This window comes from Ruegeria sp. MALMAid1280 (assembly GCF_049195285.1).
GTDB lineage: Bacteria > Pseudomonadota > Alphaproteobacteria > Rhodobacterales > Rhodobacteraceae > Ruegeria.
In genome coordinates, this window is the sequence record NZ_JBMIRT010000057.1 from 222,338 (window position 1) to 242,582 (window position 20,245).

The window sequence follows — 20,245 nt, forward strand, 5'->3', positions numbered from 1 at the left end:
GCTCTGGCATCAAATGCTCTCACCCCACCAGGGTCCGCTCTCCGTCGTTTATTTCCAAAGACACGATCAGGATCGTCGATGAACAAAGATCTTACCCGACTGTTGCGCCCGAAAACCATTGCCGTCATTGGGGGCGGCGCCTGGTGCCAACAGGTTATTCTGCAATCGGAACGCATGGGCTATGCGGGTCAAATCTGGCCAGTGCACCCCAAGGCGACGGAGATCGCGGGCTATTCGGTCTATGGGCACCTCGAAGACCTTCCCGAAGCCCCCGACGCGGTGTTCATCGGCATCAACCGCCACGCCACGATCGAGGCGGTTCATATCCTGTCCAGCATGGGCGCTGGTGGCGCCGTCTGCTTTGCCTCGGGCTTTTCCGAGGCTGCGGCCGAGGATGACACGGGCGGAGACCTGCAGGACCGGTTGATCGCAGGCGCCGGGGACATGCCCATTCTGGGGCCGAACTGCTATGGCTTCATCAACGCGCTGGACGGCGCGCTGTTGTGGCCGGATCAGCATGGGGCAACCCCGGTCGAAAAGGGCGTAGCGATCCTGACGCAAAGCTCGAACATCTCGATCAACCTGACCATGCAGAAACGCGGCCTGCCGATTGCTTACATGGTGACCTGCGGGAACATGGCGCAGACCAGCCAGGCCGAGATCGCTTCGGCCCTGATCGACGATCCGCGTGTGACTGCCGTGGGCCTCCATATCGAAGGCTTCAAGGATATTCGAGAATGGGAAGCGCTGGCGGCCAAAGCGCGTAGCAAAGGCGTCCCGCTGGTGGCGCTCAAAGTCGGTGCATCGGAACAGGCACAGGCGGCGACCATATCCCATACCGCGTCGCTGGCGGGCAGCGATGCCGGGGCTCAGGCCTTGTTGGAACGTCTGGGTATCCCGCGCCTGTCGGCCCTGCCCGATTTTCTCGAAACGCTGAAGCTGCTGCATTGCTATGGCCCGCTGCCGGGCAGCAACATCGCCTCGATCAGCTGTTCGGGGGGCGAGGCCAGTCTGATCGCGGACATGGCCATGGGCACGGGTCTGACCTTCCCGCGACTGACCGACGATAAGAAAGCCCACCTTCGTGACGCGCTCGGGCCGATGGTCGCGCTGAATAACCCGCTGGATTATCACACCTATATCTGGCGCGACGAAGAGGCGATGGCCAAGGCGTGGTCGGGCATGACCGGCGACGATATCGACCTGACCTTCTCGATCGTCGACTACCCGACCACGGACGCGACCGAATGGGCCAGCGCCTCGCGTGCGGCGATAAAAGTCCGCGCCGAAACCGGCGCGCGGTTCGCGATCGCGGCGACATTGCCGGAACTTCTGCCTGAAGACGTCGCACAAGAGCTGATGGCCGGGGGCGTTGTGCCCTTTATGGGTCTGCGCGAAGCACTGGCCGCCACCCGCGCTGCGGCTCAGATCAGGGCACCGTCCACGCATCCGATCTGGCTGCCGGGCATCGCCGAGGCCAACCGGACCCTGACCGAAGGCGAATCCAAACAAGCTCTGGCCGATTGCGGGTTGCGCGTCCCACAAAATCGCACCGTACGCGGCCCGGAGGAAGCCCAAGCGGCAGCACAGGAAATGGACGCTCCTTTCGCCGTCAAAGGCGTTGGTCTTGCCCATAAATCTGAACACTCCGCCGTACGACTGGGCATTCAGGCCGAAGATGTGGCAGATGTTGCCACCGACATCGGAACCAACGAGATTCTGGTCGAAGAGATGGTCACCGGAACCGTCGCCGAACTGCTGGTGGGTGTGGTTCGCGATCCGGCCCACGGCTTTGTGCTGACCCTGGGCGCCGGCGGCGTTCTGACCGAGGTTCTGCGCGACACCGCATCCCTGCTGGTGCCCAGCTCCGCTGACGACATCCGCGCCGCGCTTGGCAAGCTGAAAATCGCACCGCTGCTGGCAGGCTATCGCGGCCAACCTGCGGCTGATATGGATGCGATCATCACTGCCGTAGAGGCCGTTCAGGCCTATGTCATGCAAAATGCCGACACGCTTGGCGAGGTCGAGATTAACCCGCTCCTCTGCACGCCCGACAAGGCGGTTGCGGTGGATGCCCTCATCAGAAAGGCCTGAGATATGGACCCGATCAAAACCCGCCGCGAAGGGGCGATCCTTGAGGTGACGCTGGACCGGCCCAAGGCCAATGCCATCGACCTGACCACCAGCCGCAGAATGGGCGAAGTCTTTGCCGAATTCCGCGATGACCCGGACCTGCGCGTGGCCATTCTGACCGGCGCGGGCGAGAAGTTCTTTTGCCCCGGCTGGGACCTGAAGGCTGCCGCCGGCGGTGACGCGGTTGATGGCGACTATGGCGTGGGCGGCTTTGGCGGCCTGCAGGAACTGCGCGATCTGAACAAGCCGGTCATCGCGGCGGTAAACGGCATCGCCTGCGGCGGCGGGCTGGAACTGGCGATCTCGGCCGACATGATCCTGGCCGCAGAACACGCCACCTTCGCTCTGCCGGAAATCCGCTCGGGCACCGTGGCCGATGCGGCCAGCGTCAAGTTACCCAAGCGTATCCCCTATCACATCGCGATGGAGCTGCTGCTGACCGGCCGCTGGTTCGATGCAGAGGAAGCCAACCGCTGGGGCCTGGTGAACGAGATCGTTGCCGCCGATCAGCTGATGGACCGCGCATGGGAGCTGGCGAGTCTGCTGGCCTCGGGACCGCCGCTGGTCTACGCCGCGATCAAAGAGGTCGTCCGCGATGCCGAAGACAGCAAGTTCCAGGACGCGATGAACCGCATCACCAAGCGCCAGTTGCGCACCGTCGACGTGCTTTACGCCAGCGAAGACCAGCTGGAAGGCGCCCGCGCCTTTGCGGAAAAACGCGACCCGGTCTGGAAGGGCAAATAAGAGATCAACGCTTCGGCGGTGTCAGCCATTGCGCCGACATGCCGAAGTTCGACTCTTTCAGCTCTTGCTTTGCGATGGCCTGCAGATGCACCTCATCCGGGCCATCCGCATAGCGCAGTGCCCGCGCCCAGGTATAGCTGTTGGCCAGTGGCGTATCCGGCGTCATGCCCATCGCTCCAAAGACCTGCATCGCGCGGTCGGTCACAGTTGCGTGCACATTGGGCGCCACCACCTTGATCAGCGAAATCTCGCGCCGTGCCGCCTTGGCGCCGACCTGATCAATCTTCCACGCCGCCTGCAGGGTCAGCAACCGCGCCTGATCAATCTCAAGCCGCGATTTCGCGATCCATTCCCGGATCACGCCCTGCTCTGAAAGCTGTTTACCAAAGGTCTTCCGTTCCTGCGCGCGCTCGACCATCAGCGACAGCGCCATCTCGGCCGCGCCGACCGAGCGCATACAGTGGTGGATACGCCCCGGCCCCAGTCGCGCCTGCGCCAGAGTAAAACCGCTGCCCTCTTCCCCCAGCAGATTGGTGGCCGATACGCGCACATCCTTGAAGACCAGCTCGGCATGGCCCTCGGGATCGTGCATGTTCAGGATCGTGGGATTGCGTACGATCTCAAGACCGAGCGTGTCCTTGGGCACGATCACCATGCTCTGTTGCTTGTGCCGGTCCGCGTTCGGATCGGTCTTGCCCATCACGATGAACATCTTTGTGTTCGGATGGCACGCATTGGTGATGAACCACTTGCGGCCGTTGATGACATAGTCATCGCCCTCACGCCGGATCGAGGTGGTGATATTGGTCGCGTCCGAGCTGGCTACATCCGGCTCGGTCATCGCAAAGGACGACCGGATTTCGCCATTGAGCAGAGGCACCAGCCATTCCTCGCGCTGCTCGGACGTGGCGAACATGTGCAACAGCTCCATGTTGCCGGTGTCCGGCGCGCTGCAGTTGAACACTTCGGACGACCACGTCACCTGCCCCATCAGCTCGGCCAGCGGGGCGTATTCCAGATTGCTCAGCCGCGTGCCGGGTTCGTCGTCGCGCAAAGAGGGCAGGAACAGGTTCCACAACCCCTCGGACCGGGCCAGCGCCTTGAGGTCCTCGATGAAGGACACCGGGAAATTACCCGCCTCGATCTCTTCCTTGTGGTCGCGGATGCGCGGATAGATATGCGCCTCCATAAAGCGTTTCAGTTGGTCGCGGAATTCCATAGCGCGCGGCGATGGGGCGAAATCCATGGTGATCCCTTTTCAGGCTGTTACGGCAGACTGTCCCTCGTACCCTAGCCGTGCGACCGGCGTTTGTGAAACCTACGTGCGGGGTCTAAGCCGCAAGTGCCGCGAGGTCACTTTGGTCGCCGCAAAAACCCACCTGTTCACAGCTCTGTTGCCCAACCCTCTCCATAACGGTAAGCGTCTGTGAACACGTGCAATGAACCGAGGGTCAGGTGTCCGAGCAGCAGATCAAGAAATCGGATGACATCGCTGACAAGCTGTCAACGCGAATTGTTCAGGGGGTGTTGAAGCCCGGTGAAAAGCTGCGGCAGGACCTGATTGCCCGTGAGTTCGGAGTCAGTCAGGTGACCATACGCGAAGCCCTTCTGAACCTGGCCTCAAAAGGGCTGGCGGTTGCCGTTCCGCGCCGGGGGATGTGCGTGGCCCCGATGGATCAGAACGCCATTCAGGAACTTCGGGTGATGCGGCGCGCGCTGGAGCCGGTAGCGTTGCTGCATTCCGTGCCTAACCTGACTACCCGTCAGATCGCTCGGATTGAACAGATTCACGACGAATGCGACGGGGCTACCACGGCGGATGATTGGGAGGACGCCAATCAGCGCTTTCACATGGCCGTCATCGCCGCCTGCAACATGCCGCGCATGATCGCCGAGATCAGAAATCTGCAAGTGCTGTATACGTGGCATTTCAACAATCTGCACACCGCCAAATGGCGTCAGCGCGCCGATCCCGACCATGCCGCCATTCTGGCCGCCATCAAGGATCGCGACGCGGCCAAGGCCCATTCGGTGATGCAGCGCCACCTGACACGATTGGCCTAAACCGGTTCAGCCGGGTTTGCGGGCGATGATCCATGTCGGGTGATAGGTCAGCGAAACACCGGACTCGCCCCCGAACTGACGGACATAGTCATTGGAAAAGACCATAAGGCTTGATTTGGTCCAGATTTTTTGCGCCCGCCCGTTTACGCCGGTCCGTCGCAAGTGTTCCAGCACTTTTCGGGGCGACGAAAAATGCACTTGCTGTTCCACCTCTCCGGCAGAGACAACATCCACGATCCCTTCGACAGCAGCGGTCAATACGTCCGGCCCACACAGTCCGGGCGCTTTCGACGCCGAGCCGACTTGGACCAACTCATGGTATTGCTGCGACCCAAACCCCGAAATGGCCAGCCAGCCACCGGGCGCCAATGCCATCGCGGCCCGGCGCAGGAAAGCGGCGGGATCGGGCAGCCACTGGATCATCGAGGCAGACGCAATCAGATGCGGCTGCGCGGGCCAGGCGACAGTCTCGGCGTCCCCACATAGAAATTCGGCCCCATGGGTGGAAGCGGTTTCATCTGCCTCGGGCGAAAGGTCGTTGATCGTGAGCGTATCGAACGCGAAATGCTCGCAAAGGTGCTGCGTCAGGTGGCCGGTGCCACAGCCGAACTCCAACGCCGAGGCGAAGTGCCGGGGCGCGCCGCCGTCGCGCAAATCCTGCACCAGACGATCCGCAATCTTGGCCTGCTGACCCGCCGAGTCGTGATAAGTCATGAAACTGCGGCTGAAGCTGCGCTGGACGCGGTCGGTCAACTGGGCGTTCATGCGATCCACTCCTTCCAGTTTTGACCGGCGGCAAAGGGAACATGCGGCGCGGAAATCTCGCGCACCGCAACCTGCTGCCCGGCCCATGCGGCCTGTTGCGCGCGGGTGGGGATAATCCGGTCCCGCTGTGGAATCCAGATGCGGTCGAACTTGTGGTCCGGCGCCGCGCCGCGCGCGATCACCGCAAAAAGCTCGGCCCGCGCGGCATCGATATCGATTTCGGGGGCTGGCCCCGCCAACCCAGCACGGCGGCAGAACTTGGCGAAACTGGCGGTGTTCAACTGATCCGCCGTAGCGCGGATCATATCCGGCGCGATGCCGTGTTCGGCGTCGGCTGGGGACAGGGTGCCGCTGACGGCGACCCGTCGCGCAGGTTGAATCCCAGTCTGCGACAACCAATGCGCGGCCGACGCCACGCCAAAGGAAAAGGCGATCAGGGTGACCCGGTCATATTGCGCGAGGTCGCTCAGCGGGTTGTCCAGCCGGGTGTAGTCATCCACGAACAGGACATCCGCATCGCCCGAAAGGCCTTTGAAAGGCGCGGGTCCAAGCGCCCAGCCTCCGAAGACCAACAGCACCTTTTCAGTGCCCGAGCGGGACAGCCACTGCTGTTTCATGACGCGCCTTTCGCCAGTGAAACCATGGCCGAAGTCACTCGGCTCAGTTCATCTACAGAGATGATGTAGGGCGGCATGCAATAGATGTTCCGCGCAAAGGGCCGCAGCCAGACGCCGGTTTCTGGTGCCAATCCATGTGCAACGGACGGATCGACCCAATCCTCCATCTCAATGACGCCAATAGCACCCAGAACACGCACATCCGAGACCCCGGGCAATCCGCGCGCGGGGGCCAGTTCCTGCGCCATCTGGTCGGCAATCCTGGCCACTTCGGTCCGCCAATCCCTGACGAATAGCTGCTCCAGACTGGCAACTGCTGCCGCGCAGGCCAGCGGGTTGGCCATATAGGTCGGGCCATGCATCATGACGCCAGCCTCGCTTTCGCCAATGCGGCGCGCGACGGTCTCGGACGTTACGGTGGCGGCCAACGTGATATGTCCGCCGGTCAGCGCCTTGCCCAGGCACAGGATATCCGGCACGACCCCAGCGTGATGCAGCGCAAACAGCTCTCCGGTACGGCCGAAACCTGTGGCAATCTCATCGAAGATGATCAGCACATCATGGGCTTTGCACAGCTCATGCGCCCGCTGCAGCCATGTAGGGTGATAGAAATACATCCCGCCCGCACCCTGAACGACCGGCTCAAGGACCAGACCCGCGATCTGGTCGGCCTTGGTTTCCAGTAATTCTTCCAGCGCATTCAGGCCGTTCAGGTCACCATCCTCGGACCAATCCTGCCCAAAGGCGATCTGCGGACGCGGCAGGAAATGCTGAACGGACAAAGCCCCCGCGAACAGCCCGTGCATCCCGTTGACCGGGTCACAAACGCTCATCGCTTTCCAGGTGTCGCCGTGATAGCCGCCGCGAATTGTGGCAAACTGCGTGCGCCCGGTGCGGCCCTGCGCCATCTGGTATTGCACCGCCATTTTCAGCGCCACTTCGATGGCCACCGAGCCGCTGTCGCTGTAGAAAATACGGTCCAGCCCATCGGGCAGAAGGTCGATCATTCTGCGGCCCAGCTCGATCGCTGGTGAATGCGTGAGCCCGCCGAACATCACATGCGGCATCTGATCCAACTGCGCCTGCATCGCCGCGATGATGGCCGGGTGACGGTGCCCATGCACCGCGCACCACCACGAGGACATGGCGTCAATCATCTGCGTCCCGTCCTCGGCCGTTAACCAAACGCCCTCAGCCCCGGTGATCAGGTGCATCGGGCCAGGCTTCAGCACGTTGGTATAGGGGTGCCACAGATGGCGGGCGTCGAACTCAAGCGGGGTCACAGGGCGCTCCGGATGGTATCGACGTCGATGGCGGTAAAGGCGTCGGTCAGCGTGTCGCGGGACAGGGTATCGAGAATGGGCAAACGGCCCAGATGCCGGGTGTTGCCCATCTGGGCGATGGTCTGTTCGACATCCGGCTCGGCATCGCCCACAAACGCCACGCCGACCACATTGCAACCGGCATTGCGCAGCGCCATCAGAGACAGCGTCGTGTGGTTGATCGTACCCAGAGCGGTGCGCGCCACCAGCACAACCGGGGCCTGCCATTGCGCGATCACGTCGAGGAAAAACACCTTGCGGTTCAGCGGCACCATCAGCCCGCCCGCGCCTTCGACCACCAGAGGGCCGGACACACTCGGCGGGGTCAGACGGGCCGGGTCAATCTCGATGCCCATATCTTCGGCCGACAGATGCGGCGAGGCGGGCATGTTCAGACGATAGGCCTCGGGCAGCACCTCGGCCCCGGTCAGTTCGGCGACGATTTCCGAATCCGTTGCGTCCTCCAGCCCCGACTGCACAGGCTTCCAATACCGCGCGCCGAGGGCGGCAGTCAGACCCGCAGCAAAGACGGTTTTGCCGATGCCAGTATCTGTGCCGACAACAATAACGGTACTCATGCGGCCTCACTTTGATGCTGGGCAAGCGTTTCGAACAGGGCGCTGATATCGGCGTTGGTCACATTGCCGGTGACCGAGATCCGAAGTCGCGAGGTGCCACGCGGAACCGTCGGCGGGCGGATACCCCGGACGTCAAAGCCCTGCGCCTGCAGGCTTGCGGCCATCTGCATCGTCCGCGCCTCGTCGCCCAGAATGACGGGAACGATCTGGCTGTTCAGCACATCTTGCGGAACGCCCGTGCGGCGTGCCTCGGCGTGGGCGTGGTGCATTCGGGCGGTTGCGGCGTCGGTCAGGCAGGTGTCGGATCGCAGATGATCCAGCACCGCCCGCACAAGGGCCGCGTTGAGCGGCGACGGGGCGGTTGCAAATATGAATGGCCGTGCTCGGTTGATCAGCGCGTCGATCATCACCCGAGGCCCGCAGATCAAACCGCCCGCGACACCCAAACCTTTGCCGCAAGTGTGCAGAGTCAAAACCTCAGCCGTCAAACCATGCGCCAGGCCTTTGCCATTCGGACCAAAAACGCCGGTGGCATGGGCTTCGTCCACCACCAGAACAGCGTTCTGTTCAACGGCCAGTTCGGACAGTGCGGGCAAGGGCGCGACGTCGCCTTCCATCGAATAGACGCTTTCCACCGCGATCCAAACTTGTCCCGATCCGCCAGAGGCCCGCCAATCCGCCAGAACACGTCGGGCATCTGCCGCGTCATTATGCGCAAAGGACCGGGTTTCAGCCCGGCCCGTGCGCATCCCCTCATGGGCGCTGGCATGGACCAGATCATCATACAGGATCAAATCCCCCGCCGCAGGCAGAGTCGAAAAAATCGCCTGATTGGCCTGAAATCCGCCCCCCATGAACAAGGCAGCCTCGGCGCCGAAAAAGGCGGCAGCTTCTTCCTCAAGCGCCTCATGTTCAGGATGGTTCCCGCGCAATAGCCGCGAACCGCCTGATCCAAGCGGCACACCCCGTTCCAGCGCCTTTTGCGCGGCGCGGCGCAATAGCGGTGAGTCCGCCAGACCCAGATAGTCATTCGAGGCAAAGTCCAGCCCACGCCTCGGGGCCAGCACCCGGCGGCGATGCCGGGCGTCCAGCGTTTCAAGCATCGAGCGCAGGCGACTCAATGCTTTCATTCAGCCGCTTCCGCACAGCTTTGCCCGGCAACGGTTTCGGCCTGCAGCCCCAGCTTGTTGAACAGGATCGCGTCGGTGTCTTCTTCGGGGTTTTCCGCGGTCAGCAGCGTTTCCCCCACAAAGATCGAGTTCGCACCGGCGAAGAAACACATGGCCTGCATCTCTTCGGTCATGTCACTGCGGCCTGCGGACAGGCGCACATAGGATTTCGGCATCATGATGCGGGCGGTTGCGATCACGCGCACAAAGTCGATCGGGTCGATCGGCTTGGCGTCGGCCAGCGGCGTATCTTCCTGCGGCATCAGCATGTTGATCGGCACGGATTCGGGCGCAGGGCCCATATTGGCCAGGGTGACCAGCATATCGACGCGGTCGCCGATCTGTTCACCCATGCCCAGAATACCGCCCGAACACACCTTGATACCGGCGTCCTGCACGCGGTTCATCGTGTCGATGCGATCAGCGAAGGTGCGGGTGGTGATGACCTCGGGGTAATACCGCTCGGACGTGTCGATGTTGTGGTTGTAATAGTCCAGCCCCGCATCGCGCAGGCGGAACACCTGATTGTCGTCCAGCATCCCCAGCGTCATGCAGGTCTCCATCCCCATATCGCGGACGCCTTCGACCATCGCAACCAGCGCGTCCATGTCGCGGTCCTTCGGCTCGCGCCAGGCCGCGCCCATGCAGAACCGGGTCGCACCGCCCTCTTTCGCCTTGCGGGCCTCGGTCAGGACGCGCTGAACCTCGATCAGCTTCGACGCCGACAGTTTCGAGCCGTTCCGGGCCGATTGCGAACAATAGGAACAATCCTCGGCGCAACCGCCCGTCTTGATCGACAGCAGCTTGGAGGTCTGGATCTTATTGGGATCGAAGTTCTCGCGATGCACGGTCTGCGCGCGGAACAGCAGGTCCATCAGAGGAAGATCATAAACGGCCTGCGCCGCCTCGCGGGTCCATGTGGGAGAGGTGTTTTCCATTTTATCGATAATCTGTCCAAAACTCCATGCCTGCTTTGTCTAATATCGATAAACCGGAAAATTTCAACTGCTAACTGCCCGGTCAGCGCGGAACCGCCCGGCGAACCAAAGCTGTTTGAGGGGTTAAGCTATGGGATCGCGTTCATGCTCTGACCGGCTTGCCAGTCCGGCGCGCAATTTCCCAACCCGCCGCCACAGAACGTTTGCGATGTCCCGAAAGGGGCGGAAATAGATATCCAGAAGGTTCGACGCGTGCGCCTCGGACGGTTTCAGCCCGAAAGTCAGCTTGCTGTCCCGCTCGGACAGATGCAGCGATCCGAACAGCCAATCCCAGACGGCAAAGGCAACGCCAAAGTTCTTGTCATGATGTTTGCGTGCAATCGAATGATGCACCTGATGCTGCGCCGGAGAGATCAGGATATGTTCCAGCCAGCGCCAGTACCGGATCGAGATATGCGAATGCCGCAGGTTCGAGCCCGTCACATGGAAAACGAACGACAGGACATTGACGCCCAGCACGGTGTAAAGGTCGACGGCGCTGCCGAAGAAAAACAGAAAGACCGCCATCACCGTTCCCTGCGCCACAGCCGAACGCAGACCGTACAAAACACCCTCTAACGGGTGAACGCGGTAAACGGTGATCGGGGTCATCGTCTCGGCCGAATGGTGAACCTTGTGGATCGCCCACAGTACCGGCCAACGGTGCATCCAGCGGTGCACGATGTATTTGGTGAAATCATCCACCAGGAAGATCACGCCCGTGAACAGCGCCACAATCACTGCCTTTGGCGTATCCGCGAACAAACCCCGCCGCAGGAAATCGACGTCGTGCAACGCATAAAACAGCGCGGTTGCGATCGCCAGCTGGGACACCGGTAGCGGCGAGATGAACAGGGTAAAGACACGGTTGATCACGAAAATCTTGTAATCAGCCCGCGCCGACGATGAAAACAGGATCTTGCGATCAAACACCTCTCGCAACGCAGCGCGGATCGAGGACCGCCGCACCGCCACCAGCCACACCAGCGCCAGCAGAACGGTCAAAAATAAATACCCCACGAAGACGCGCTTCTTGGGGTTGGAAAAATCGGCAAAGACCGCGCTTATGTGATCGAGAAATTCCAAAGGGTCTCTTTCGATGGAAATCCCGGCGACCCTAAAGCCGCCGGGGTGGGATCAGTGGAGCCTCAATCGGTTTCGGCAGCCTCGGTGGCGCCCAGCTTTTCGGCCAGCGCGGCCAGATCGGCGGTTGCGTCATTGGCGCGGCTTTCGATGCCGAACTTGTCGATCAGCAGTTTTTGCACTTTCAACATGTTGACCTGATAGTCATCCAGAGACATCTCGCGGTCACGAACAAAGTTGCCGTCGGCATCGATATCCGACACCATCTTGCCGTCGGGCATCGCCGGGCCGAAACCGATCAGCCAGTTCAGGTCGATCGCCGTAGCGCCCAGATTGTTCTTGCCCGACTGCAGCGCCATCGAGAAGCCCTTCAGCTCACCCCAATGCTTGACGTAGGTGCGCAGGGCCTTGTCGCTGTCCTCGCCCGATTTCAGCTTGTCGATATCCTTGTAGACCGAACCGGCATATTTGAACGTGGCCTCGGCAAGCGTCTTTTCCCAGTTGGTTTCGATGATGTCGGCATAGCCCTTCAGCTCGGCGCGCTGCGCGTCGGTCAGCGCCTCACCATTGGCCGAGGCGATCAGCGCCCGACCGTCGCGGAAGGCGTTGAATATGGTGGTCATGTATTGGGTGTTCTGGTTGCCACCCTTGTCGGCACCGGCGGCATAGTAGGCCGGGCCAAAGACCATCTCGGTTTTCAGGTCGATGACACCGTCACCGTTTGCATCCGCAGCAGCCATGTCTTTCTGCTTGGACACGGCATAGTTCTGCTCTGCCGACAGGCTGGCCGAATGCGCAGCCGCGCCGAAATAGCCGAACGCCTCATCCCAGACATGCTCTTTGCCGGTGTAATGGGCGCCCTCTTTGTAGGGCTTGTCGTTGGGCTTGGTGCCGGCGTCCAGTTTTTCGTCCAGATAGTTGTCGACCGCCTGATTATAGGCCATCGCGCCCAGCGTGAATTTCGAGATCAGCTGACCCCAATCCATGCCGTTGACCGGGTCATAGCCTTGCTCGGACGCCGCGGCCAGATTGATCATCTGCAGCGCGACATCGACGCCCGACTGGTTGCCCGGCCATGCAGGCATCGCGCCATTGTAGAACTTGCCCGAGATGTTCTTGCCTTTTGAAATTTCGTTCACGGTCGACTGCTTGACCGGAAATCCGTCTTTTGACGCAGGTGCGATGATTTCCAGATCTTCTTCGGATCCGTTGAAATAGGCCAGCATCAGCACCTCGACCTGGGCCGCATTGTTGCCGCCATCGCCTTTGGCAGCCGCTTTTTTTAGGCTGTCATGCAGCACGTGGCGCGCGATCTGGCCGGAATAGGAAACCGAGTTGGTCTTGTCGCCTTCATAGCCTTTCACGGTGACCGGAAACGGGCCATAAGCCTGATCGGCCATGACGCCGCCGCCGATAACGGTCGCGGCAACAAGCGCCGAAGTAAATTTGAGTGTGGATTTCAGCATGGGGAGTCCTCGTTCTGTCCGACCTTTTTTATCGGAAATTATTTCCGACCCTTTTAGTCGATTACTACCGAGGCAAGTCAACCCCCAATTGCTCAGAAAGAAGGCCCTGCGGTCTTTGATATGCAAAAACCGCCCGCAGCTCTGCACCACAAAGGCACCAACCTCGAAAACCCGTCAGGCAACCGGGTGTGGTCCCAGCAGAACCCGGGCAGAAATTGCTATGAAAAACAGAACCGTACCGGTCAGAACAAACACGTGCCAGATAGTGTTGTGAAACGGCAGGTGATCCAGAAGGTAAAAGACAACTCCGACGGTATAGACCACACCGCCTGCGATCATCAGCCAAACCACAACTGTCGGCAATTCGCTAAGCATGGAGGGACCGGCCCAGACAACAGCCCAGCCCATCATCAGGTACAGGACAAGCCCGAACCAGCGAAACCGGGCCGGGTCAATCAGCTTGAGCACCGAACCCAGCGTCGCCGAGGACCACAGGCCAATCAAAAGCCCCGGTCCCTGCCCGGCCGACAGCAAAAGGAACGGCGTGTAGGTCCCGGCAATCTTCACATAAATGCCCGAGTGATCAAGACGGCGCAGCAGTTCGGTCCACCTGTCACTTTCGATCATGTTGTAGAGCGCAGAAAACGTCAGCATCAACAGCAGCGTCACACCATAGACCGAGACCCCCAGAATGGCCTCCGGCTCAGACCGGTGAAAGACAGTGATCGTGATTAGAATGGGAACCGCAACAAGCGCCGACGTGACGCCCAGAACGTGCACAATTCCGTCGCTCACCCGCTCGGCGCGGCTGTAGGCAGGACGGATATCTGCAAAGGACCACATACACTTAACTTAAGCGTCAAAGGGATTTCGAACAAGTTAACGCGCCTTGCGACCGATCAAAGCTCTGTGTGGACACCTGCGCTTAAGTGGGGTCATCCCCCTGTTTCGGGTCCTTGTACCTGTTCAGATCGAAAATACCCGCCTGAATTGGGTTTTGGCGCAAGAAAATATCGTGAATCCGGTCACTTAACGCCCAAAAGTCGGGGCTGGCCCGACGCACACCGTATTCCGCCACCAGGGCCAAATAGTCGCTTTGCGATCGTATGCCTTTCAGGGCCGCGACAAAGGACTGCAACCGGTCCTGCCCGACGTGGAAATAAAAATTCGGGTAGCTGCCGATCAGCCCGGGAAGGATCGTCAGAACATCCGCCCCAGGGTCCCGGCGTGCCTCCTCATCAAACAGGAAGGCAACGTTGTAATGGGCTTTGTCATGCGCAAGAGTGAACAGGGCCGTCTCTCCGCCGTTTTGCTTGACCGCAAGAACAGACAGGTCCGGCAAGTACTTCACCCAATTGCCGGTTTGGTTGGCCAGATCGCGCAGCGCTTCGGTCGGCTGACCTGCGGGGCACCCTGCGGCGGCGCATCTGTTGATCGGGTCCGTCTGGGCCCACAACCCGTTGCCGCGTTTCAGCAAGGTCAGAAGGAATTCCTGTTTCGGTTGATCCGTTTGAAAGGAAATACCGGTGGGGAAACGGTCATCGACGCGGCGGCGATGCCAATAGGTGTGCAATTCGGCCAGAACACCCTGATACCAGTGTTCATGCATTTGCGGCCGGACATCCCGCGGCATGAAGGCCAGAAAGGTATCCTCGCTCTCCATCCGCAGTTCATCCATGTAAAGCCGCGTGGACAATTGATGTTCAACCCGCCCGAACACGTCGTAGCCTGTCACAAGGTCATAGTAGATGCGTTCAAAAATCGGATAGTCGATGACCCAGGCGGTTTCCGGGATGCCGCCGTGAAACCCGGTCATGGCCGAGGCATTGTCGAAATGCCGGAACACCGTGATCAGCGCGTTGGGATTGGTTCCGTCACCATCCCAGATCGAATTGTAATCGAACCCGGCCTGATAGATCGGCGCGGCGCGATAGCGCGCGTCCCTGAATTCGAGATACTTAACCTGATTTTTGTGCGAGAACCCCTGCAACATGCCCGGCACACCTGCATCGGCCTCGGACACGGGCAGTTCCAGAAAGGCGGCGCCTTCCTGCAAGTAGCTGGGGTCGGTGATCGACAAATCCGTGTCCGGATCGAGAAAACTGACCCAGAACCTGTCCTCGATCACGTCGACGGCGGTCTCTCCGTGGCAGACGGGGCCACGGATGAAGCTGCGGACAAAGAACAGCGCATCATCCAGCAGGAACTGATAGCGGCTGCGCGCTGGCATTTGCATGAAGGTGCTGAACGGGTTGCCGCCTTCGGCATCCCCAAACGGGGGCAGTTCCGCCAGCGTCCAATCGGTGTCGAGGAACAGCTGTTGGTAACGCGCCATGCGATCCGGCCCAAGCGTGTAGACCAGATGTTCCTTATGCACGATCGTTTCCGTGACCTGCTGCAAGCGATAGTAAAACGCTGCCGCACCCGGATCGTCGAAGGGTCGTCGCGTTGCAATCACCTCGATCTCAACCCCCGGCGGCGTGGTCGAGCGCACAAGCTGGAAGAACCGCCGCGGATCGTCGCCCTGAAAGTGGAGCCGGGCCAGAAACAGATGCTCGTACAGATACCGGCTCATCAATTGATTGCGGGGGTCGCTTGTGTTCAGGAACGTCTCCCAATCAGCGATCCAGACTTGGATCGCATCGGGAATGTCGGGCGCGGCGGATGGCAAGGCCGCACCGCCGCGTGCCCAGCCCATGAGCGTCTGAAACTCGGCCTCGGCAAGCGGTGCCGTGCCATAGGGCATACCCGCAAGCGGGTGGTTCCTGCTGAACGTGTCAAACTCATCCGAGGTGGGGCAGACCAGAGGGCGGTCGATTGCCAGACCAAGCTCCGTCGGCAGAGGGGAGTCGGTCGGCATCGGGTTCTGGCGGCCCAGATCAAGGTACCGCTCAAGCAAACCCGCTTCCTGCCCGCGAAGGACGGTATGGAACCCAAGCGCCTGCCATTCCGGAACGGTCTGCGCGTCGATCCCCAGCCGAGTGGGTTGGGCATCCTCCAAGCGTTCGGTGTGATAGACCGCCTCTTTGCTGGCCCCGCGCGAAACGCCCATCGGGGATGTCAGTTTCAACTGACACGGTGCGTCATAGCAACTGTGGCACACGACACAGCGGCGATCCATGATCGGTTTCACCTCGGCCCATGTCTGGTTCTGCGCCCGGGCCGCAAACGGGGATGCGCAGAGCAAGGACAGCACGATCGCCGCCTGCAGCAACAGTCGAATCTTGTGCATCTGCGCCCCCTATCAACCCCCGTAACCTGCCAATATCATTGCAGTTACGGGGGGCTTTAGGCAAGGAACGCGTCAGGGCGTATCTACACGACTTGGCGTCAGCCGATGGTGTAACCCGGTGTCGATTGCGCAATTTCGGTTTCCTCATCGGTCATGCCCACCGAAATGTCGCTGAACAATGGTGTGCTCAGGTACCGCTCGCCCGTATCGGGCAACATGCACAGAACAGATGCGCCGGGTTCGGCCTGTTCGGCGATTTCCATCGCCACCGCAAAGGTCGCGCCGCCGGAAATGCCGGTCAGAATCCCCTCTTGGCTGGCCAGTTTCTGCGCCCATTCCACACCGGTCGGGCCTGGCACGGGGATCAGTTGATCGAAATACTTGTTATCGATGGATTCCTGCAGGACCGAGGGGATGAAATCCGGCGTCCACCCTTGTATCACATGCGGCTCGAACGCCGGGTGGCTTGAGACGGGATCGTTGTCCTTGCCCCGCTCGGTTGAAATGCCGCTGCCCACCAGCTGCGCGTTGGCAGGCTCGGACAGGATGATCTTGGTATCCGGCCACTCGGCGCGCAACACCCGCGAGACACCAGTAACCGTGCCGCCGGTCCCATAGCCGGTCACGAAGTAATCCAGTGGCTCTCCGTTGAAATCGCCCAGGATTTCCCGCGCGGTTGTGGCGGCGTGGATCTCGGCATTGGCCTGGGTTTCGAACTGCCGCGCCAGGAACCAGCCGTGCTTTTCGGCCAGCTCAGCGGCTTTGCGATACATGCCAAAGCCCTTTTCCTCTTTCGGGGTCAGAACGACCTTGGCCCCCAGCATCCGCATCAGCTGGCGGCGTTCGGTGGAAAAGCTCTCGGCCATTGTGACGACCAGAGGGTAGCCCTTTTGCGCGCAGACCATAGCCAGGCCGATGCCGGTATTGCCGCTGGTCGCCTCAACCACGGTTTGACCGGGCTTCAGGGTCCCGTTGCGCTCCGCGGCCTCGATAATGTTCACCGCAAGGCGATCCTTGACCGACCCGGCAGGGTTGAACGCTTCGAACTTCACGAACAGGTCGACGCCTTCAGGCCCCAAATTGTTGATGCGGATCGTGGGTGTGTTGCCGATCGTGTCGAGCACGCTGTCATAAATACGGCCATTGCCCGAGGTGGTTCTGAGCTTTGAGTCGGTCATTGGAAATCCTCACATGATCACGGGTGCAATCCCATCTTTCTAACCTGCGTCCGTGATAAAGTCCCGACCCCTTTCCCTGGGGCGGCGCTAGAGGTCCAGGATCACTTCGTCTGCCCCCTTGCCGGGCACCGCACAGCAGATCAGCACCTCGTCTTCGGAATGGTCCGCGGTCGGCTGTGTGCGATAGGCGACTTTACCCGCGATTTTGCGCGTCAGGCAGCTGCCGCAAGAGCCCGAGCGGCATGAGAAGGATGGCTCCAGCCCCAGAGCCTCGGCCGTTTCCAACAGGGTCGGCCCGTCTTTCACCCAATGCGCCTTGTGCCCGCTGGCCGCAAAGGTGACCTGAGCCGCTCCGGCCTCGGGCTGTGGGTTGCGTGCGCCGTCATCAGATCGCCGTTTCAGCGCAGCCGGGCCGAAGCTTTCGGCGAATATACGACCGTCCCGTGCACCCAGTTCACGCAGCATGTCGTAGACGGCCTGCATGAAGGGCGGCGGGCCGCATAGAAAGAAATCATAGTCATCGAAAGACAGCGTGTCGCGGATCAGCTCGGGCGTGATGTAGCCCGCGACATCAAAATCCACACCATCGCGCGTACCCTGTTCGGGCTGCGAGATAACCGAGACATAGCGCATCTTGCCGTCGCTGGCGGCCTCGGCCTCGCGCAAATCCGCATGGAAAGCCCGCTGCGCCACGGATTGCGCGGCGTGGAAAACGGTCAGCCTGCGGGTGTGGCGGGTGCGCACATCTTCGTTCAAAACGTGCTGGACCATCGAGGCCATCGGCGTGATGCCGACCCCTCCGGCGAACAGAACGGCGGGGCGGGTTTCGGCGGGGTCCAGAAAGAACCGGCCTTTGGGGGCCTGGACCTCGACAAGGTCTCCGACTGAAAACGTGTCGTGCAAGTGGCTCGACACAGCGCCGCCCGGCTCGCGCTTGACCGAAATCCGGTAACTGGGTTCCCCCGGTGCCGAGGACAGCGTGTAGGTCCGGGTCACTGGCGCCCTGCCGTCGGGCCGCACGCGCAGCGTCAGAAACTGGCCCGCTTCAAAGGGCAACAGGGGCAAACCGTCTGTACTTTCAAAGGTAAAGGACCGGATCACCTCGCTTTCGTCACGCACCGAGGCAACCCGCAGGGCGCGCCATTGGCGGCGCTGCATTTCGGCCTGTTGGCGAGCGGCGAGCGTGTTCCAGTCATCACCCATCAGGCTGTTGGGCGAAAACTCCAGAAATTCGGCCCGGAACGGCAACGCGTCATGGATACGCAGCCCATGATGCAGATGAAACCACCACCCCCGCCTTGCACCATGAAAGGCCGCAATGTCAGGATGATCGTCGGACAGAACCTCAACCGTTCCGGTCAGCATCAACACATCACCGGTCTGATAGTCCGGAAACAGCAGACCCGCCCGGGGATTTACCAGGAAATTGCCAAGCGTGTTGAAAAAATTGTTGCCGGCAAAGTCGGGCACCAACAGGCTGTTGCCCTGCACTTTGATGAAACCGGAACGCCCGCCCCTGTGCGATACGTCAACGCCTTTGTGTTCAGGCGTAACGGCGGAACTTGCCACGTAGAACGAGTTGGCAGTCGAAATCACCTTGCGGGCCTGCGCGTCCAGCGCGGAAAACCGATCACTGGCGGGACGGACGGAATCGGCCTCAGGTTCCCGGACAAAGGTCACATCATGGGTCTGGATGTATTGCGGGCAGTTCCCAAAGGACTGCACGACATCCAACGAGAAACCGCTCTCATCCACCCGGCGCACGGTTGCATTCATTCGGTTGCGACGACGTGTGGAAAGCTCCACCCCCACCACGCCGATCGGTGCACCGGCTTGCAATGCGCCACCAAGCGGGTCGTCCTTCAACGGTCGGATCGCTACATCCAGCTGCCGGTCATGCGGCGAACGGACAAATCCCGGCCTGCCCGAGATCATTGACGCCCAGGGCCAGCCATCGGAATTGACGCTACCCAGAACGATGAAGGGAAGTTTGCTAAAGAACTCCCGATGCTGGTCGGGCATATAGGGGCGGATAAAGTCCCGACCCATTTTTTCGACCTGTTCGCGTTTCCCCACACGGGACTGCATGGCGCGCTCGCCGGTGTGAAAGGGGGATGCGCTGGCTTCGACCGGAACATTCATGGCGGACCTCATGTGGCGTAGGGACCAGTTGCGCCAATGCGCAACCGGTCAGGTTCGGGGTCAGGCGGCGTTCAGTCCGACCGCCGTGCGGGGCATTGGGACAAACCCGTCCAGCGCCTCGATATTGCTCAGCAGGCGTCGCACATTTGCGTAAGGCTCCAGCGAAACACCCCCTTCGGGCGCGTGCGCGGTGTAGCTGTAGATCGCAACATCCGCGATCGAGGGCGCGTCTCCGACCAGCCAGTCGCGCCCCTCAAGATGGGCGTCCAGCTTGCCCAGAACCTTGGCAGCGGTGGCATGGGTGAACTCGACGTCCAAAGGCGCGTTGAACACGGTGATCAGCCGCGCGGCGGCAGGGCCAAAGGCGATCTCGCCTGCGGCGAGGGTCAGGAATTTCTGCACCTCAGCCTCAAGCACCGGATCTGTCGGCAGGTAGGACGGCGCATATTTCCGGGCCAGATAGACAAGGATGGCGTTGCTGTCGCTGACGACCACATCGCCGTCTTCCAGCACCGGCACCTGCCCTGCCGGGTTCAGCGCCAGAAACGCGTCGCCCTTATGTTCACCCCCGGCCAGGTCAACATCGATGACATCATGTTTGATACCTGCAAGGCTGGCGAACAGAACCGCGCGGTGGGCATGACCGGACAGCGGGAAACTGTGGATTCGGATGGCGTTGGACATCTGATAGCTCTTTCTTTGACTGAAGGGGTTCGGCTGAGGATCAGCATCTGAGCACCAGACTTAGTTTGCTTTCCCAAAGGCGATAATATAC

The 20,245-nt window shown here is 60.9% G+C and carries 17 protein-coding genes; 3 read left to right on the plus strand and 14 right to left on the minus strand.

What is annotated here, in order from left to right; genetic code table 11:
* Positions 1 to 78: 78 nt before the first annotated feature.
* Positions 79 to 2,094, plus strand: a complete 2,016-nt coding sequence (locus ACOQFT_RS16680) for an acetate--CoA ligase family protein (protein WP_421599016.1) — start codon at positions 79 to 81, stop codon at positions 2,092 to 2,094.
* 3 nt (positions 2,095 to 2,097) lie between these two features.
* Positions 2,098 to 2,877: a carnitinyl-CoA dehydratase gene (locus tag ACOQFT_RS16685; protein WP_421599017.1), complete on the plus strand. Its 780-nt coding sequence runs from the start codon at positions 2,098 to 2,100 to the stop codon at positions 2,875 to 2,877.
* A gap of 4 nt (positions 2,878 to 2,881) precedes the next feature.
* Here the strand turns inward: ACOQFT_RS16685 and ACOQFT_RS16690 are convergent, their stop codons facing one another.
* Positions 2,882 to 4,123: an acyl-CoA dehydrogenase family protein gene (locus tag ACOQFT_RS16690; protein WP_421599018.1), complete on the minus strand. Its 1,242-nt coding sequence runs from the start codon at positions 4,121 to 4,123 to the stop codon at positions 2,882 to 2,884.
* A gap of 209 nt (positions 4,124 to 4,332) precedes the next feature.
* On the opposite strand from ACOQFT_RS16690, the gene ACOQFT_RS16695 reads away from it, so the two are divergent.
* Positions 4,333 to 4,941 (plus strand): GntR family transcriptional regulator, encoded by a 609-nt coding sequence (locus ACOQFT_RS16695; protein ID WP_421599019.1) that lies wholly within the window; start codon positions 4,333 to 4,335, stop codon positions 4,939 to 4,941.
* Positions 4,942 to 4,947: 6 nt separating this feature from the next.
* Here ACOQFT_RS16695 and ACOQFT_RS16700 read toward each other — a convergent pair whose 3' ends face one another.
* The 13 genes from ACOQFT_RS16700 to ACOQFT_RS16760 form a co-directional block, all read right to left on the minus strand.
* The gene (locus ACOQFT_RS16700) at positions 4,948 to 5,706 is read right to left on the minus strand and encodes a methyltransferase domain-containing protein (protein ID WP_421599020.1); all 759 of its coding nucleotides are present in this window, start codon (positions 5,704 to 5,706) and stop codon (positions 4,948 to 4,950) included.
* Positions 5,703 to 6,323, minus strand: a complete 621-nt coding sequence (locus ACOQFT_RS16705) for a pimeloyl-ACP methyl esterase BioG family protein (protein ID WP_421599021.1) — start codon at positions 6,321 to 6,323, stop codon at positions 5,703 to 5,705. Before ACOQFT_RS16705 ends, ACOQFT_RS16700 begins: the two co-directional genes overlap by 4 nt.
* Entirely contained in the window at positions 6,320 to 7,606 is a 1,287-nt protein-coding gene (gene bioA, locus ACOQFT_RS16710) for an adenosylmethionine--8-amino-7-oxononanoate transaminase (protein ID WP_421599022.1), read from the minus strand. Before bioA ends, ACOQFT_RS16705 begins: the two co-directional genes overlap by 4 nt.
* Positions 7,603 to 8,223, minus strand: coding sequence for a dethiobiotin synthase (gene bioD / locus ACOQFT_RS16715; RefSeq protein WP_421599023.1), 621 nt, complete (start codon positions 8,221 to 8,223; stop codon positions 7,603 to 7,605). The genes bioA and bioD overlap by 4 nt, the downstream gene beginning before the upstream one ends.
* Positions 8,220 to 9,353, minus strand: coding sequence for an 8-amino-7-oxononanoate synthase (locus tag ACOQFT_RS16720; protein ID WP_421599024.1), 1,134 nt, complete (start codon positions 9,351 to 9,353; stop codon positions 8,220 to 8,222). Before ACOQFT_RS16720 ends, bioD begins: the two co-directional genes overlap by 4 nt.
* Positions 9,350 to 10,330 (minus strand): biotin synthase BioB, encoded by a 981-nt coding sequence (bioB, locus tag ACOQFT_RS16725; protein ID WP_421599025.1) that lies wholly within the window; start codon positions 10,328 to 10,330, stop codon positions 9,350 to 9,352. Before bioB ends, ACOQFT_RS16720 begins: the two co-directional genes overlap by 4 nt.
* A 123-nt stretch (positions 10,331 to 10,453) precedes the next feature.
* Complete coding sequence (locus ACOQFT_RS16730) at positions 10,454 to 11,455, minus strand: sterol desaturase family protein (protein WP_421599026.1); 1,002 nt, start codon at positions 11,453 to 11,455, stop codon at positions 10,454 to 10,456.
* A gap of 62 nt (positions 11,456 to 11,517) precedes the next feature.
* Complete coding sequence (locus ACOQFT_RS16735) at positions 11,518 to 12,918, minus strand: DUF4856 domain-containing protein (protein WP_421599027.1); 1,401 nt, start codon at positions 12,916 to 12,918, stop codon at positions 11,518 to 11,520.
* Between the two features lie 174 nt (positions 12,919 to 13,092).
* A complete protein-coding gene (gene trhA / locus ACOQFT_RS16740; protein ID WP_421599028.1) occupies positions 13,093 to 13,761 on the minus strand; it encodes a PAQR family membrane homeostasis protein TrhA in 669 nt (222 codons plus the stop codon).
* Positions 13,762 to 13,843: 82 nt separating this feature from the next.
* On the minus strand, positions 13,844 to 16,150 hold the full coding sequence (locus ACOQFT_RS16745; protein ID WP_421599029.1) for a fatty acid cis/trans isomerase: 2,307 nt from the start codon (positions 16,148 to 16,150) through the stop codon (positions 13,844 to 13,846).
* A gap of 98 nt (positions 16,151 to 16,248) precedes the next feature.
* Positions 16,249 to 17,328 carry a PLP-dependent cysteine synthase family protein gene (locus ACOQFT_RS16750; RefSeq protein ID WP_421599030.1) on the minus strand — a complete coding sequence of 360 codons (1,080 nt, stop codon included), beginning with the start codon at positions 17,326 to 17,328 and terminating at the stop codon, positions 16,249 to 16,251.
* An 87-nt stretch (positions 17,329 to 17,415) separates the two neighbouring features.
* Entirely contained in the window at positions 17,416 to 19,470 is a 2,055-nt protein-coding gene (locus tag ACOQFT_RS16755; protein WP_421599031.1) for a pyridoxamine 5'-phosphate oxidase family protein, read from the minus strand.
* Between the two features lie 60 nt (positions 19,471 to 19,530).
* Entirely contained in the window at positions 19,531 to 20,154 is a 624-nt protein-coding gene (locus ACOQFT_RS16760) for a glutathione S-transferase family protein (protein ID WP_421599032.1), read from the minus strand.
* Positions 20,155 to 20,245 lie beyond the last annotated feature (91 nt).

Bases quoted from the DNA above. Each gene is read 5' to 3' on its own strand.
- ACOQFT_RS16680 (WP_421599016.1), top strand. From the start codon at position 79: ATGAACAAAGATCTTACCCGACTGTTGCGCCCGAAAACCATTGCCGTC.
- ACOQFT_RS16685 (WP_421599017.1), top strand. From the start codon at position 2,098: ATGGACCCGATCAAAACCCGCCGCGAAGGGGCGATCCTTGAGGTGACG.
- ACOQFT_RS16690 (WP_421599018.1), bottom strand. From the start codon at position 4,123: ATGGATTTCGCCCCATCGCCGCGCGCTATGGAATTCCGCGACCAACTG.
- ACOQFT_RS16700 (WP_421599020.1), bottom strand. From the start codon at position 5,706: ATGAACGCCCAGTTGACCGACCGCGTCCAGCGCAGCTTCAGCCGCAGT.
- ACOQFT_RS16705 (WP_421599021.1), bottom strand. From the start codon at position 6,323: ATGAAACAGCAGTGGCTGTCCCGCTCGGGCACTGAAAAGGTGCTGTTG.
- bioD (WP_421599023.1), bottom strand. From the start codon at position 8,223: ATGAGTACCGTTATTGTTGTCGGCACAGATACTGGCATCGGCAAAACC.
- ACOQFT_RS16720 (WP_421599024.1), bottom strand. From the start codon at position 9,353: ATGAAAGCATTGAGTCGCCTGCGCTCGATGCTTGAAACGCTGGACGCC.
- bioB (WP_421599025.1), bottom strand. From the start codon at position 10,330: ATGGAAAACACCTCTCCCACATGGACCCGCGAGGCGGCGCAGGCCGTT.
- ACOQFT_RS16735 (WP_421599027.1), bottom strand. From the start codon at position 12,918: ATGCTGAAATCCACACTCAAATTTACTTCGGCGCTTGTTGCCGCGACC.
- trhA (WP_421599028.1), bottom strand. From the start codon at position 13,761: ATGTGGTCCTTTGCAGATATCCGTCCTGCCTACAGCCGCGCCGAGCGG.
- ACOQFT_RS16745 (WP_421599029.1), bottom strand. From the start codon at position 16,150: ATGCACAAGATTCGACTGTTGCTGCAGGCGGCGATCGTGCTGTCCTTG.
- ACOQFT_RS16750 (WP_421599030.1), bottom strand. From the start codon at position 17,328: ATGACCGACTCAAAGCTCAGAACCACCTCGGGCAATGGCCGTATTTAT.
- ACOQFT_RS16755 (WP_421599031.1), bottom strand. From the start codon at position 19,470: ATGAATGTTCCGGTCGAAGCCAGCGCATCCCCCTTTCACACCGGCGAG.
- ACOQFT_RS16760 (WP_421599032.1), bottom strand. From the start codon at position 20,154: ATGTCCAACGCCATCCGAATCCACAGTTTCCCGCTGTCCGGTCATGCC.